Origin of the sequence: Edaphobacter aggregans DSM 19364 (assembly GCF_000745965.1) — a bacterium.
GTDB lineage: Bacteria > Acidobacteriota > Terriglobia > Terriglobales > Acidobacteriaceae > Edaphobacter > Edaphobacter aggregans.
The window spans coordinates 1-11,960 of record NZ_JQKI01000149.1 but is presented as its reverse complement, the minus strand read 5'-3'; the positions used below and the strand labels follow the sequence as shown (position 1 = coordinate 11,960).

16 protein-coding genes and 1 pseudogene are annotated in these 11,960 nt (G+C 57.2%); 9 read left to right on the top strand and 8 right to left on the bottom strand.

Translation table 11 applies throughout. The features are described 5' to 3' along the window. Window positions 1-41: 41 nt before the first annotated feature. The 3 genes from Q363_RS27035 to Q363_RS27025 form a co-directional block, all read right to left on the bottom strand. On the bottom strand, window positions 42-779 hold the full coding sequence (locus Q363_RS27035; protein ID WP_035356931.1) for an SDR family NAD(P)-dependent oxidoreductase: 738 nt from the start codon (window positions 777-779) through the stop codon (window positions 42-44). A gap of 340 nt (window positions 780-1,119) precedes the next feature. Beyond that, a complete protein-coding gene (locus Q363_RS27030) occupies window positions 1,120-2,352 on the bottom strand; it encodes an RNA polymerase sigma factor (protein WP_035356930.1) in 1,233 nt (410 codons plus the stop codon). Beyond that, the gene (locus Q363_RS27025) at window positions 2,349-2,717 is read right to left on the bottom strand and encodes a YciI family protein (RefSeq protein ID WP_035356929.1); all 369 of its coding nucleotides are present in this window, start codon (window positions 2,715-2,717) and stop codon (window positions 2,349-2,351) included. Before Q363_RS27025 ends, Q363_RS27030 begins: the two co-directional genes overlap by 4 nt. A 384-nt stretch (window positions 2,718-3,101) precedes the next feature. On the opposite strand from Q363_RS27025, the gene Q363_RS41300 reads away from it, so the two are divergent. From Q363_RS41300 to Q363_RS27005, 5 genes are read left to right on the top strand one after another with little or no spacing between them, the layout of a single operon-like run. Next, window positions 3,102-3,260 carry a hypothetical protein gene (locus tag Q363_RS41300; RefSeq protein ID WP_157467651.1) on the top strand — a complete coding sequence of 53 codons (159 nt, stop codon included), beginning with the start codon at window positions 3,102-3,104 and terminating at the stop codon, window positions 3,258-3,260. Continuing rightward, a complete protein-coding gene (locus tag Q363_RS27020; RefSeq protein WP_084080815.1) occupies window positions 3,251-4,432 on the top strand; it encodes an APC family permease in 1,182 nt (393 codons plus the stop codon). Before Q363_RS41300 ends, Q363_RS27020 begins: the two co-directional genes overlap by 10 nt. A 15-nt stretch (window positions 4,433-4,447) precedes the next feature. After that, window positions 4,448-5,017 (top strand): carboxymuconolactone decarboxylase family protein, encoded by a 570-nt coding sequence (locus Q363_RS27015; RefSeq protein WP_035356927.1) that lies wholly within the window; start codon window positions 4,448-4,450, stop codon window positions 5,015-5,017. A 33-nt stretch (window positions 5,018-5,050) separates the two neighbouring features. Continuing rightward, the gene (locus Q363_RS27010) at window positions 5,051-5,620 is read left to right on the top strand and encodes a carboxymuconolactone decarboxylase family protein (RefSeq protein ID WP_035356926.1); all 570 of its coding nucleotides are present in this window, start codon (window positions 5,051-5,053) and stop codon (window positions 5,618-5,620) included. Then, on the top strand, window positions 5,617-5,937 hold the full coding sequence (locus tag Q363_RS27005; RefSeq protein ID WP_051979393.1) for a hypothetical protein: 321 nt from the start codon (window positions 5,617-5,619) through the stop codon (window positions 5,935-5,937). The genes Q363_RS27010 and Q363_RS27005 overlap by 4 nt, the downstream gene beginning before the upstream one ends. Before the next feature lie 185 nt (window positions 5,938-6,122). On the opposite strand, the gene Q363_RS27000 is transcribed toward Q363_RS27005, so the two are convergent. Next, window positions 6,123-6,698 (bottom strand): TetR/AcrR family transcriptional regulator, encoded by a 576-nt coding sequence (locus Q363_RS27000; protein ID WP_035356925.1) that lies wholly within the window; start codon window positions 6,696-6,698, stop codon window positions 6,123-6,125. A gap of 117 nt (window positions 6,699-6,815) precedes the next feature. Here Q363_RS27000 and Q363_RS26995 point away from each other — a divergent pair, with 117 nt between their 5' ends. Beyond that, on the top strand, window positions 6,816-7,742 hold the full coding sequence (locus Q363_RS26995) for an NmrA family NAD(P)-binding protein (protein WP_035356924.1): 927 nt from the start codon (window positions 6,816-6,818) through the stop codon (window positions 7,740-7,742). A gap of 56 nt (window positions 7,743-7,798) precedes the next feature. Continuing rightward, window positions 7,799-8,323, top strand: a complete 525-nt coding sequence (locus tag Q363_RS26990; RefSeq protein WP_035356923.1) for a hypothetical protein — start codon at window positions 7,799-7,801, stop codon at window positions 8,321-8,323. A 107-nt stretch (window positions 8,324-8,430) separates the two neighbouring features. On the opposite strand, the gene Q363_RS44795 is transcribed toward Q363_RS26990, so the two are convergent. Then, window positions 8,431-8,577 (bottom strand): hypothetical protein, encoded by a 147-nt coding sequence (locus Q363_RS44795; RefSeq protein ID WP_245632500.1) that lies wholly within the window; start codon window positions 8,575-8,577, stop codon window positions 8,431-8,433. Window positions 8,578-8,609: 32 nt separating this feature from the next. Between Q363_RS44795 and Q363_RS46925 the strand changes: the two genes are divergently transcribed. Then, a complete protein-coding gene (locus Q363_RS46925) occupies window positions 8,610-8,753 on the top strand; it encodes a hypothetical protein (protein WP_425387790.1) in 144 nt (47 codons plus the stop codon). Window positions 8,754-9,360: 607 nt separating this feature from the next. Here Q363_RS46925 and Q363_RS46920 read toward each other — a convergent pair. Further along, window positions 9,361-9,492, bottom strand: coding sequence for a hypothetical protein (locus Q363_RS46920; protein WP_425387789.1), 132 nt, complete (start codon window positions 9,490-9,492; stop codon window positions 9,361-9,363). Further along, window positions 9,447-10,334, bottom strand: coding sequence for a TolC family protein (locus Q363_RS26985; protein WP_035356922.1), 888 nt, complete (start codon window positions 10,332-10,334; stop codon window positions 9,447-9,449). Before Q363_RS26985 ends, Q363_RS46920 begins: the two co-directional genes overlap by 46 nt. A gap of 878 nt (window positions 10,335-11,212) precedes the next feature. Between Q363_RS26985 and Q363_RS26980 the strand changes: the two genes are divergently transcribed. After that, a complete protein-coding gene (locus Q363_RS26980) occupies window positions 11,213-11,488 on the top strand; it encodes a metal/formaldehyde-sensitive transcriptional repressor (RefSeq protein ID WP_035356921.1) in 276 nt (91 codons plus the stop codon). A gap of 184 nt (window positions 11,489-11,672) precedes the next feature. Here Q363_RS26980 and Q363_RS42310 read toward each other — a convergent pair. Then, window positions 11,673-11,960, bottom strand: a pseudogene (locus Q363_RS42310) (VWA domain-containing protein); the annotation flags it as partial.

Here is an 11,960-nt window from a genome sequence, read left to right as displayed (position 1 = left end):
ACGATCAGCCCCATGGCTGCCAAACAGAATGGACACATCGTTCATCTCCCGGTTGGCGAGGCGACGGGCGTTGGTGCTACGAACGCCGCAAACTGGCGCTCGGTCGCCTTGACCGCACCGCTGCGCCAGCTCTCCGCCATGGACTCCGACATGGGATCCGGGAAGATGTCTTCCTCCCCTTTGTCTACTCCGTCGAAGATGGCTCGCGCAACGGACTCCGGAGAGGCCTTTGGTGCGTCGAAGCCTCGGGACATATCCGTGTCCACAGGACCGGCCAGGACGGCATGTACCTTCACACCCCGGCCAGCCAAAAGAGCGCGCAGCGACTGTGTCAGGGAGAAAGCAGCGGCCTTTGAGATCGAGTAGGCCGGGATGATCGGCAGGGCAGCTAAGGCCGCCACCGACAGAACGTTGACGATGGCTCCTCGGGAACGAGTCAGCTGCGGCAGCAAAGCCTGGGTCACGCCATACGTGCCAAAGAGATTGACGGCGAGGTGCCGTTCGAGCGCGGCACGATCGCTCAAGTCATCGTAGAGCGCCAGGCCGGCGTTATTGATGAGGATATCGAGAGATTCGACTCTCTCGGCAACTCCCTGAATCTGCGCGGCGCTGGTCACGTCCAGGGTCAAGGGCGTGACGCGCCCATCCGGGTGAGTTAGGGGCTGGCGCGTACCGGCATACACCCGCTTCGCGCCTCTCCTCAATGCTTCCTCGACCAGCGCCTGTCCTATACCGCGATTGGCCCCGGTGACCAAAACTGTTTTGTCTGCGATTGTCATACACTCTCCTTTCAATCAATGCTCACTGTCCACGTACGGTGGACGCTTCAGGCAGCGAAGCGTGACCGCCAGGCTGCCTCTATAGAAGTGACGGATGACGAGAGTCGATTTCGACAGAGGGAAATAAGAAAGATGAAATCAATCTTGGCGATCCTGTGTGGGGGCCAGGCGAGGTGATTGTAGAGAACAAGCCATTACGCAGCAGCTAAAGCCGCGTTGATTCTGCCGCATTTGCGCACGACTAAAGTCGTGCCCTGATCAAAGCAACCCCAGGTTCTCGCTCCAATGGTTTCGCTCCAAGACGCCCGCCGGAGCAAGCTTGATATTCATCTAGGAAAAATCAGCCACGCTTCTGGAGCAGGAACTGCCTCACTGCCGGGTCCTCGGCTAGACCAATCGCCCGGTCGAAGGCATCCGCGGCTTCAGATGTCTTCCCTAGCTGTTGCAGGAGGTGAGCGCGAACCGCCCAGTAGGGCTGATAGCCCGAGACAGATTCGGGATCGATCGTGTCCAGTACCGCCAGCCCTGCTTCAGGTCCCTTTGCTTCGGCTACTGCCGCGGCGTATCCGGTTTGCGTGCCGAGCGCCGGCGATATCCGGACCAGATGTTCGTAGAACAGCATGATCGCAACCCACTCGGTCTTGCCGCTGCGTGCCCGCTCAGCGTGTACCGACTGAATTGCGGCTTCGAGTTGAAACCGTCCGGTTTTGCCGCGGCTGGATGCTTCGGCGAGATGGCGTTCCGCCTCTTCGATAAAGAGCAGAGACCACTGCCGGGGATTCTGCTCTGAGAGAGGGACATACCGTCCCTCCGGTCCCCGCCGCGCCGCTCTGCGGGCTTCGCAGTAGAGCATGAGAGCCAGCAGACCGCGAACCTCGGCTTCCCTGGGCATGAGCTGTAGAAGGACCCGCGCAAGCCAGATCGCCTCCTCGGCCAGATCCCGTCCGCGCTGGTCAACACCCGCCATGTCATCCCAGCCGATTCCGAAGGCGGCATATATGGCTTCAAGGACGGCGTCGAGCCGCTGCGGCAGTTCACGCTCTTGCGGGACTTCGAATTGAATACCCGCGTCGCGGATCTTCGTCTTGGCACGCACCAGGCGCTGCCCCATCGTCTTGGGTGAAACCAGGAAGGCATGGGCAATGCGCGCGGCATCAAGGCCCAGAACGGTCTGGAGCATGAGCGGCGTGTGCATCGCCGGATCGATTGCCGGATGAGCACATACGAACAGCAGTTTCAACCTTTCATCTGGAAACTCCGCCGACAAGATCGCCTCCTCGAGCTCCTCTCTGAGGAGCAGGAGCGTGGGCTCGCTCGCAACAGCTACCTGCTGATGCCGCACAAGGTCGATAAGCGAGTGGCGCGCCGACGTCAGCAGCCAGGCCTCTGGATTCTGTGGCACGCCGTCTCGCGGCCAAGTCGTGAGTGCTTTTACCAACGCATTACTAAGGGCGTCCTCCGCGCTGGCCACGTCGCGCGTGTGCGAGGAAAGGTATGCCACGAGGCGACCGTATGACTCGCGAGCTACCCGCTCGATTGTCCGGTGTGTGCTCTCATGGCCGCTTTCACTCATCCTGTAACCCGGCGCCTGTATTCAACTGCAAGGGGACGGACCTCCACAGCACCGGCCGAGGCGGCCGGGCAGCGCGCTGCCCAATCGAGCGCCGCGTCAAGGGAGGGAAGTTCCAGGATTGTGAATCCTCCCAGTTGCTCCTTCGTATCCGCGATGGGGCCATCCTGTACAAGCCGCTTTCCTTCCTGAAGCCGCACCGTGGTCCCAGTCTCCGGACTTTGAAGTGGATTGCCATCGACGAAGATGCCGGCTTCTACGAGTGCCTTGTAGTACGCCCGCCACGCACCGAGGTAGGGGTCGGTGTCGTCGTTATTCCGTGCCGCGAAAGCTTCCGGTGATTCGAAGATCAGCAGGGCGAATTGCATCACTTTTCTCCTTTAGGAACCATTGTGAGCGCCTTTGTGCGCCTGTACGTATGACGGACGGGCGGCGGCCTGTTCGACAGATTTCAGAAAATCTACCGGAATTTCAAGCAGCCATAAGCGAATTGACGGATGCCGTCGTGGGTTCTGCCCGTATCACGGGCAACCCTGAAGTAATCCCAGGGAAGGGTTGCCGACCAACCGGGAGTTAGTGACCATAAGAACATCTTTTGTAGATCCAGGATTGCTTAATGTGCTGCGACTGATCCGACCAGGGTTTTCGCTGTGATCCAAAGAGCAGATTGGAGTTCTTCTTTCACCAACCTGTCCATCTCAGCCTTTTGGTGGATGCTGAATGTGAGAGGCTCGGCGTAGGATGTTGCCTCAATGGAACAGCATAGGCAGCTGGGGTTGGCGGCTACAATCGCCGTCGTAACGGGCGAGTCGATCGCGCTCGGCATCTTCCTGACACCTGCAGCCATGGCGAAGTCATTGGGATCACCGTTGCTGCTGACCGCGGTGTGGTGTGGTGTGGGATGGGTCTGATAGCAATGTGCGGAGCCCTCTGCTACTCGGAGCTGGCGGTGCGGTTCCCTCGCGCCGGTGGAGAGTACGTGTATCTCCGCGAAGGGTATGGCAGCCGCGTGGCTTTTCTCTATGGATGGATGTCGGTTGCCGTTATGGATCCGGGCCTTGCCGCGGCGCTCGCGATGGGCGCCAGCCCTTATGTTCTCTCGCTCCTTGGTGTGTCGCCGCAAGCGCGTTTATGGATTCCGGCAGTCATACTTGCGGGGCTGGCATTGCTGAATTATGCAGGCACTCGGCTCAGCCGGCGGATGATGTCAGTGGCAAACGTGCTGAAGATTGCTGTGCTTTTGTGCCTGGTGACCTGGGCGTGGGCCTCCGGCCACGCAACCGCGGCAAACCTGATGCCTCTGACACAGCGCCGCAGCGGATCCGAACCCATCTTTGCTGCCATCGCTGGCGCAACCGTCAGTGCCTTCTTCAGCTTTGGCGGATGGTGGGAGGCAGGCAAGGTTGCCGGCGAGGTACGGAATCCGCGCCGTACGCTTCCCCTGGCCTTCACTCTGGGTGTGCTGATTGTGACCGCTGTCTACCTGCTGGTGAGTTTCGCCTTCCTCTCCGTTGTACCAGTCGAACGCATCGTCTCGAACACTGCTTTCGTAGCGCAGTTCGGCGAAGCTCTCTTCGGCAGTGTCGGCGGAAAAGTCCTCTCAGCCTGCGTCCTGTTCTCGGTGCTTGGAGGGCTGATGGCACTCACGATGGCGGCGCCGCGGCTTTACTATGCGATGGCGAAAGATGGCGCATTCTTTCCGGCCTTCGGGCGACTCCACTCTCGCTTCGGCACCCCGGCCAATGCAGTTCTACTGCAGACCGGGCTGGCCCTGCTCGTTCTCTGCTTTGGAGCCTTCGATCGAATCCTCTCCTTCATCATCTTCTCGGCAATCTGCTTCCTTGCCCTCTCTGCCGCGTCACTCTTCCGGCTCAAAGAGCCTGTGATGCGCTGGTGGTATCCTGCCGCTCCCATACTGTTTCTTCTGGGCTGTACCCTGATCAATCTTCTGATCCTGATGCATGATCCCGTTCCCGCTCTGTTGGGTCTGCTTGCTGTTCTGTGCGGGGATCCCGTTCGGCGTTTCTTCTTCTCTACACCTCAGATTGCTATGCCAAATGTCACCGAACAACCCCTTATCTGAAAGGAGTCATCACTCATGCCCCACATTCAACTGCCTGAAGGGCTACCCGGCATCCGAGGCGCGATGGCCTACCGGCCTGAGACCGCCAGGCCTCTCAATGATCTGGTCGAGATACTGCTTCACGGACCTAATTCCCTGACGGCCGGAGAACGCGAGCTGATTGCGACGTACGTGTCGTCGGAGAACGATTGCTACTACTGCCAGACCATCCACGGCGCAATTGCAGCCGCCAGCCTGGGTGACGATGAAGCCGTTGTGAAGAAGGTGAAACACGACTTCGAGCATGCTGAGATTTCAGGGAAATTGAAGGCGCTGCTGGTTATCGCAGGCCAGGTACAGAGGGGTGGCAAGCAAGTGACGACAGAGGCGGTCGCGCGCGCTCGCGACATGGGCGCAACCGATCTCGAGATTCATGACACAGTGCTCATCGCAGCGGCGTTCTGCATGTTCAACCGCTATGTTGACGGCCTTGCCACAACCCAGCCACGAGACGAAGCGATGTATCGTGAACGAGGCAAGCGTATCGCTCGCGAGGGATACATCAACATCAGCAAAGAGTATCTCCCTGCCGAAATCGCCGACTGAAGACAACATCAACGAGTTCCGAGGACAAAAACCATGCCACATATATCTCTTCCTGAAGGTCTGCCGGGCATCACCAGCGGCTTCGCCTTTCGACCCGAAACGGCAAAGCCAATGCGCGAACTGGCGCACACTCTTCTTCATGGCCCCAGCACTCTGACACCAGGAGAACGTGAACTAATCGCGACCTATGTGTCGAGCCAGAACGACTGTTATTTTTGCCAAGCCAGCCACGGAGCCGCTGCAGCCGCCCACCTGGGCAAGAATTCAGACCTCGTGGAACAAGTGAAGCGTGACTTTCTTCATGCCGGTGTCTCGGAGAAGCTCAAAGCGCTCCTCATGATTGCTGGTCAGGTGCAACAGAGCGGCAAGACTGTCTCTGCTGAAACTGTGGAGAAGGCCCGTCTACAGGGCGCAACTGATCTTGAGATCCACGATACCGTCCTCATTGCTGCCGCCTTCTGCATGTATAACCGCTACGTCGATGGTCTTGCCACATGGCAGCCTCGTGATCCAGCCATGTATTCCGGCATGGGTGAGCATCTCGCCACCCACGGGTACCTCACGCCGTCAACCTCAGCTCCTGCTCTGGAGGCCACAAAATGATCACTGCACCGTGCAAGCTCCTCGCATCAACATTCCTGACCCTGTCATGCTTCGCAATGGCAGCAGCGGACCTCGGCAGCAACATCACGGTCTCAGGCTGGGTGATTGACTCAGCATGTGCCTATACGAAGGGTCTCGATAAACCAATCGGCCCCGCTTGCGCCAAGGCCTGCGCAAAAAACGGCTCGCCACTGGTCATCCTCCGGGATGATGGCACCATCTTCATGCCCATTGATGGCAACACGCCCTCCTCTTCCCAGAATCCCAGGCTGATGCCCTTTGCAGGCGAACGGGTCACGGTCACCGGAAAAGACTAGGTTCGCAATGGTTCGCACGGTCTAGTGATCGACAAAATCTCTAAGTAACTATTGGAAGGAGAGCGGAATTGTTTTGCGATCATTGGTCGAATTCACGACCGTTGCGCCTGGAACACGGGCAACTCTGAGTTATCGGATTGGGTGAGAATTGCCGATCCGAGAACGGAGTTTTCTTGACCCCAAAATCAGAAGTTGCGCAAGAGAAAATCTCTTGCGCTCGCCAGCACTTTCTCTCGCATCCCGGGCTCTGGCAGCAGGCGAGCGATTTCAATTGCCCCGATCATCGTTGAAAACATCGAAAAGAAGGAGCGCTCTTTGTCTACAGCTCGCCGGCCCGGCATAAAGGGAAGCATTCGATCCTTGTAGTTCACGAGCTCGGCAAGGATCTCTCCCCTCATCCTCTTGTCGACCCGCGCCAGTTCGGGAGCAAGTGTCGTCAGCGGGCAGCCGCGCTCAGGGTGATCGCAGTATTCCGGGCTTAGGTAGGCCTTCACAATCGCCTTCCACGCTGTCTCGGGGTGCGACTGTTCGGCCGCATGAGCCAGGTTGTCGACGATCTCTCGGAAAGCCTCACGGAGTGACTCCAGGAGCAGCTCGTCCTTGTTTCCGAAGTGTTTGTAAAATCCTCCGTGCGTCAGACCGGTGTCGCGCATAACCGCTGCAACCGCTGCGCCGTTCAGACCCTCGGTGCGTACGCGTCGCGAGGCGTCTTTCACAATCTTCTGATGGACTTCGGCTTTGTGTTCGGGCCGGTAACGCATGCTCAATTATAGGATGCTCGGGATCATCCCACGATGCAACCAGCCGCGGCGGTTCTAAAGAAAGTTCGAATCCAGTAGATGATGTACATCATCCTATGCGAGAAAGGAGAACTTCCAATGTCTCAGCCGATTCTGATCACAGGCGCAGCCGGCGGTCCGCAGGGATCAACCGGACGCCTCGTCGCGGGTCTCCTGCTCAAGCAGGGCATTTCCGTTCGCGCCTTCGTCCATAAACTCGATGCCCGGTCCGATGAACTCCGCCAGCAAGGGGCGGAAATCATCGAGGGCGATCTCCTCAGCCCAGCCTCAGTCCAGGCGGCAATGAAAGAAGTGAAGCGTGCTTACTTTACCTATCCGGTGGCTGATGGGCTGCTTGAGGCAGTGACCATCTTTGCTGCAGCGGCTCGCGATGCGGGACTGGAACTTGTGGTGAACAATTCGCAGTTTCAGGGTACGCCTGGTGATCCCGCGTTTCGCGGTCTCCAACGCGCTCCCTCATTTCGAAATCTGCAGCATCGGCTGGCCGATCGTATCTTCGACTGGGCGCAGGTTGGGGCCGTTCATCTTCAAGCGGCGCCTTATTTCGAAAATGTACGCGCTCTGGTCAGCCGGAGCGTGGCCGAGCAAAATGCCGCATTCCTGCCGTGGGGCGATGACAAGACCGTCATTCCTCTCACCGGTGCGGAAGACGTATCCCGCGTAGCCGCAACTCTTCTCGCTGGCTCCGGCGTGCCGTCCGAGGATGTATACCCTCTGGTGAGCGAAACTCCAACAGTGCGGGAAATCGTTGAAACTCTGGGGAGGGCAATCGGGCGGGAGATTCGATATGTGCCAATTACTGACGAGCAGTGGGCTGAGGCAGTGAAGGAGCGAATCAATCCTCATGCGCTCGATCATCTGACCCATCTTTGGCAGTACTTCCGGAAAGGTGAGGAACACTTCCAAGCTACCGATGCCATTTGTGTGGTTACTGGCCGAACTCCACAAACGTTGGAAGAGTTCTTCCTAGCGAACGCCAAGTCTATCGGCCCTGCAGGTCAATGAGGTTGCTTTATGAATGCATGGGATGATATATACCATCCCATTAAACAGGAGGCCCAATGTCGCCGCAAACACTCTTCCAACTGCATCTCGTTCTAGGTTATGTTGCGTGTCTGCTTTGCTTTGGTGTGTACGTCCTGCCCAGGCTCAAGTCGATGGACCGGGTTGATGCGCAACGCGCCATCGCAACTGTGCACAGCTTTCGCTTCTTCGGGCTCGTTTTTATCCTTCCGGGAGTGGTGGGCCCCAATCTGCCTGCCGGCTTCGCCGTGTTCGCCGCCTACTGGGACCTGGCAACGGGGGTGCTGGCTATGCTGGCGCTTATCACGGTAAGGATACGTCCCATCTTTTGGCTGTTCGTCGTCGCCTTCAATCTCGTGGGGACGGCCGACCTCATCCTCGACTATTACCATGCCGTCCGTGTAGGGCTTCCGGCGCTTGCGGGTCAATTGGGAGCCGCATATGCAATCCCGGTCATCTACGTGCCGGCGCTGATGATCACGCATTTCGTCGCTTTCTACTGGCTGGTGCGCCCTCAGTCCAAGGCCGCTCCGGCACTCGCCGGTGATGCGGCCGCAGCCTAGCTCGGATCAACCGCCCCCATCAAAAATCGCTCCTTGGAGAAAGGTTATGACCGATACCACCACCAAAGTGCGCGAGCACTATAGCGCCACGGAGCTCATCAACCGGATCAAGTGCGCTCGCGACGATCACCGTCGAAGAGCAGACGTTGACCGTCGCTCAACTCGCTCCACTCGACCAGTTCCATACGCGAGGCATCCTCGCCACCGCCGAACTGGCCACCGCCGCTGCGCTCGAGCCACCGATCCGCGTGCATCGAATCAACAGCTCGCGGCCCGTATCGGGTCAGTGCGGGAGGTCGTATCGCGTACTCTCAACCGATTTGTGGCTGAGGGGATAATTGAGATCGAGAAGCGATCGCACAACGGAATGGGCTACCACTTACTTCTAACAAACGAGAGTGCCTTACAACGGTGTGCAGAGCTGACCTGATGGATGTCGTTTGCCTTTCCCAGTTCGACGTCTCATCAAGGTGTCTCGTAACCCTCCAAATAGAAATATAGAAGCGCCGGTGTCAGGAGAGCCCTTAGTAAACAAATGGCGGAGCGCGTACTGCACTCCGCCAAGGTTCCAACGCAAAACACTATGCCGCCAATCTACAACTCCTGATGCATCTATCCCTGAGTCTGGTATCCATATCACTCCTGGACCCGGTCCTGTCCACTGGCAACCTCCAGTAGCGCGGTGGAATCGCGCCATACTTTGGAAGTGGTGTGCGTCGAAGATAGAGTTAGGTCTTGAGAACGAAGCGATCCAATTCCAGAAGCGCTGATCTTTTCCTTAAGCACTATCTGCTCGTTGGTCGGTCTTCCCTCGGCGAGAAAGAAAAGGATCAAAGGGACCCTTCGGCGATCACAGATAGGTGTGCAAAATATCATCCACGCCGGAGACTGCGGTCGGGTTAGGACGATGTCCGGTTCGAGCTGAGGGGAGTAAGGTGCGGTTTGCCGACTATCCGGAAACTGTCGTCCATCGACTCGAAATGCCGCGCTCGGCTACAACCAGATACCTGGTAGACGTGCTATCGAACCCCCTTGATTCAACGCAGTCCGACTTGATGCAAAAGGGTTTGAAACCGCGGCTCGGAGCGAAGCGTATCGAATGTGGGCTCGATGGCAATCTCGGTCATATGAAGCTGCCGCTCTTTGTAAGCCTTCTCAAGCGTCTCCAGCGCTTTTTCTTTCTCTCCGACTCGAACGTAGAGGATAGCCAAGCCGTCGGTGGTCGTGTAGGCTTCCGGAGGGTTATTCCTTCGTCCAGAGAGTTTAAGTAGCGTTTCCCAATAGCCCCGCGGTCTCGGGCCGCGAACGCCTTGTGGAGAGAGTTTTCGAGTTCGACGACGCTTCGAGGATCTTCGCCCGCCAGAATTCGCGCTTGGGTCTCTTCGGCAATCGCCTTATCGAACTCCCCGCGATAGGCGTACAGGTGCGCCAGGCGTTGGTGATCGATCGCGAAGCTCGGGAACATTCGCATAACCTGCTGCAAATGGGTCAACGCATCGTCGTAGCGGCGGTTCTCCTGTGCAAGTTTCAGGGTATCTTTTGCGGAAACAACATCGACATAGGCGCTCTGTACCGACTGGATCAGACCGCGAACGGAATCCGCCAACCCGAGACGGGTAACATCACGGCTTCCCACTGCGAGTAAGGTGCGGGCTTGCCGCTTCCCGCCACGCTCATAAAGATAGTCAATGCGACCGGCATATTCTTGCGGTCCTCCGTTGTTCGGCATCTTGCCTGGAGGAGCAGATAAAGAGAAGCCGGTGCCAAGAAGATCAAGATGGTCGGCATCGAGAGTGAGTAAAGGATTAGGGCGAAGCTTGGCCGTAACGATCTGCGCCTCGGCGATGCTGAGGTCATACTTCTGCGCAAAGAAGTCCAGGTTATGCGTAATGGCTTCGTTGACAGCCTGATCGACGGTCAGCACGTCTCCGGGCTGTTGCCCCTGAAGTCCCGAACTGAATCCGAATAGGATCGCGATTGCATAAATGGATTTCCGAAAACGTTCGTTCATAATTCACTTCGCAAGGAAATCTTCTGGTTCTGATAAGGGAGGCGTCTAACGAGCCGCTAATCAATCGGGAGTTCCCCCGGCTCTGCCGGGGAGGCAGTCAAACTTTGAGAATTCCGGGAGTATTCCCCCGGTCGTTGCTTTGGTTTTGTCGAAGCTCATTGTCGAACGAGCCTCACGCTGTTGCGGTTGCTTTTGCTTTTCACCGGTTGCGATCAGGCCCCTTTGAGGGGCCAGCAACCGAAAGCCTCCGGCTCTGCCGGAGGATCCTTACTTCCAAATTTACAATGGCGTCTTTACATCATTGTCACAAGGGGTGTATTGGCGGCGCGCTTAAGCAATTCGATCGCGCGATTTCAAGCGCACAATCGATAGGGTTCAGCGCCGGCGTCTTCGCAATTGAGGGGTGCGTTACCGGCATGGTCGATCCAGGTGCAAGCAAGCGGCCGTTTCGGATCAGTGGTCATGATCCACACGCACGACAGCGAGCTACGAGTTACAACAGGAAAAACGAGAACAACTTTGGTCATGGTTTCCTCCTTCTGCAGACGAATGCAAGGGCAAGCGGACACACTGAGGGTCCGCGTTCACGTCCATACATGGTCAGGTTTTGTTTAGGAGGGTGGGTAGAACCGCCGTTCGTCGGCGAAAACTGCTCACTTACTCGTTGCATGTCATACACTGTGCGAAGCGAGCAGGAGGTCATCAGTTTCAGAACGACGTCCGGTCCGGTCATCACAGTGCAGGAAAAACGCTTCTCCATCCTGGAGGGTCCAGCGAGATATCGACATTCATAGATTTTTGCGGCTGATTTCAAATTCCGATTGAACCAGCGCCTTGATTCTTATAACATATCCCCCTAGGGTATAGGCAAGCCAAAAATGTCCCATATTGATAAGGAAAAACAAAAACTGGTTGCACGGATTAAGCGCATCCGTGGGCAGGTAGACGCCATCGAGCGTTCTTTGTCCACGGGGGATGACTGTGCGGATGTTCTGATGCTGCTGGCCAACGTTCGCGGAGGCGTTAATAGCCTGATGGCCGAAGTGTTGGAAGACCACATCCGCCTTCACATCCTGACACCGGAAAAGAGTTCCATTTCGCATACCGAGCTTGCGGAAGACTTGATTGACCTAGTTCGGGCTTATTTAAAGTAGCAACCGGCGCAGCCGCTCACGAAACTCTCATTTTGCCTGTATTGCCACTAGACCCCGCGTTTTGTCCCGGGTCTGGTGGCAGCTATACGAGCGCGGTTGGTCTTCCGGCAAAGCCCGCCTGTCCTATAACGCCAGCGTTTATGCGGTGCGCTACGCGCCTGAGATGAGACCGCTTGGCAGGAAGTTATTCGGAGGAGTGAGGAGCGAAATACCCTTTGTGAACTCGGATCTTGTAGCGAGGGTCGAATGTTTGAAGGTAGATGGTACGGAAGGAACCATCATTCTTGAAGGCCGCTGGGCGGTAGATCAAAGAGTATTGGCTCCGAAGCTCTTCTTCAATCTTGTGGAAGCCGGCGGCTACGTCCTCGATGCGGACGGGGTAGAAGGCCTGACCGCCGGTGGCTTCGGAGATGACGCGGAGGACCTCGTCTCCCTTGCTTTTGCTGGGGCTGATATTGGTGCTGATGGCGTA

What these genes read in the sequence shown, in the direction of transcription:
- Q363_RS27035 (WP_035356931.1), bottom strand. Translation starts at nt 779, where the DNA reads ATGACAATCGCAGACAAAACAGTTTTGGTCACCGGGGCCAATCGCGGT.
- Q363_RS27030 (WP_035356930.1), bottom strand. Translation starts at nt 2,352, where the DNA reads ATGAGTGAAAGCGGCCATGAGAGCACACACCGGACAATCGAGCGGGTA.
- Q363_RS27025 (WP_035356929.1), bottom strand. Translation starts at nt 2,717, where the DNA reads ATGCAATTCGCCCTGCTGATCTTCGAATCACCGGAAGCTTTCGCGGCA.
- Q363_RS41300 (WP_157467651.1), top strand. Translation starts at nt 3,102, where the DNA reads ATGGAACAGCATAGGCAGCTGGGGTTGGCGGCTACAATCGCCGTCGTA.
- Q363_RS27020 (WP_084080815.1), top strand. Translation starts at nt 3,251, where the DNA reads ATGGGTCTGATAGCAATGTGCGGAGCCCTCTGCTACTCGGAGCTGGCG.
- Q363_RS27015 (WP_035356927.1), top strand. Translation starts at nt 4,448, where the DNA reads ATGCCCCACATTCAACTGCCTGAAGGGCTACCCGGCATCCGAGGCGCG.
- Q363_RS27010 (WP_035356926.1), top strand. Translation starts at nt 5,051, where the DNA reads ATGCCACATATATCTCTTCCTGAAGGTCTGCCGGGCATCACCAGCGGC.
- Q363_RS27005 (WP_051979393.1), top strand. Translation starts at nt 5,617, where the DNA reads ATGATCACTGCACCGTGCAAGCTCCTCGCATCAACATTCCTGACCCTG.
- Q363_RS27000 (WP_035356925.1), bottom strand. Translation starts at nt 6,698, where the DNA reads ATGCGTTACCGGCCCGAACACAAAGCCGAAGTCCATCAGAAGATTGTG.
- Q363_RS26995 (WP_035356924.1), top strand. Translation starts at nt 6,816, where the DNA reads ATGTCTCAGCCGATTCTGATCACAGGCGCAGCCGGCGGTCCGCAGGGA.
- Q363_RS26990 (WP_035356923.1), top strand. Translation starts at nt 7,799, where the DNA reads ATGTCGCCGCAAACACTCTTCCAACTGCATCTCGTTCTAGGTTATGTT.
- Q363_RS44795 (WP_245632500.1), bottom strand. Translation starts at nt 8,577, where the DNA reads ATGCACGCGGATCGGTGGCTCGAGCGCAGCGGCGGTGGCCAGTTCGGC.
- Q363_RS26985 (WP_035356922.1), bottom strand. Translation starts at nt 10,334, where the DNA reads ATGAACGAACGTTTTCGGAAATCCATTTATGCAATCGCGATCCTATTC.
- Q363_RS26980 (WP_035356921.1), top strand. Translation starts at nt 11,213, where the DNA reads ATGTCCCATATTGATAAGGAAAAACAAAAACTGGTTGCACGGATTAAG.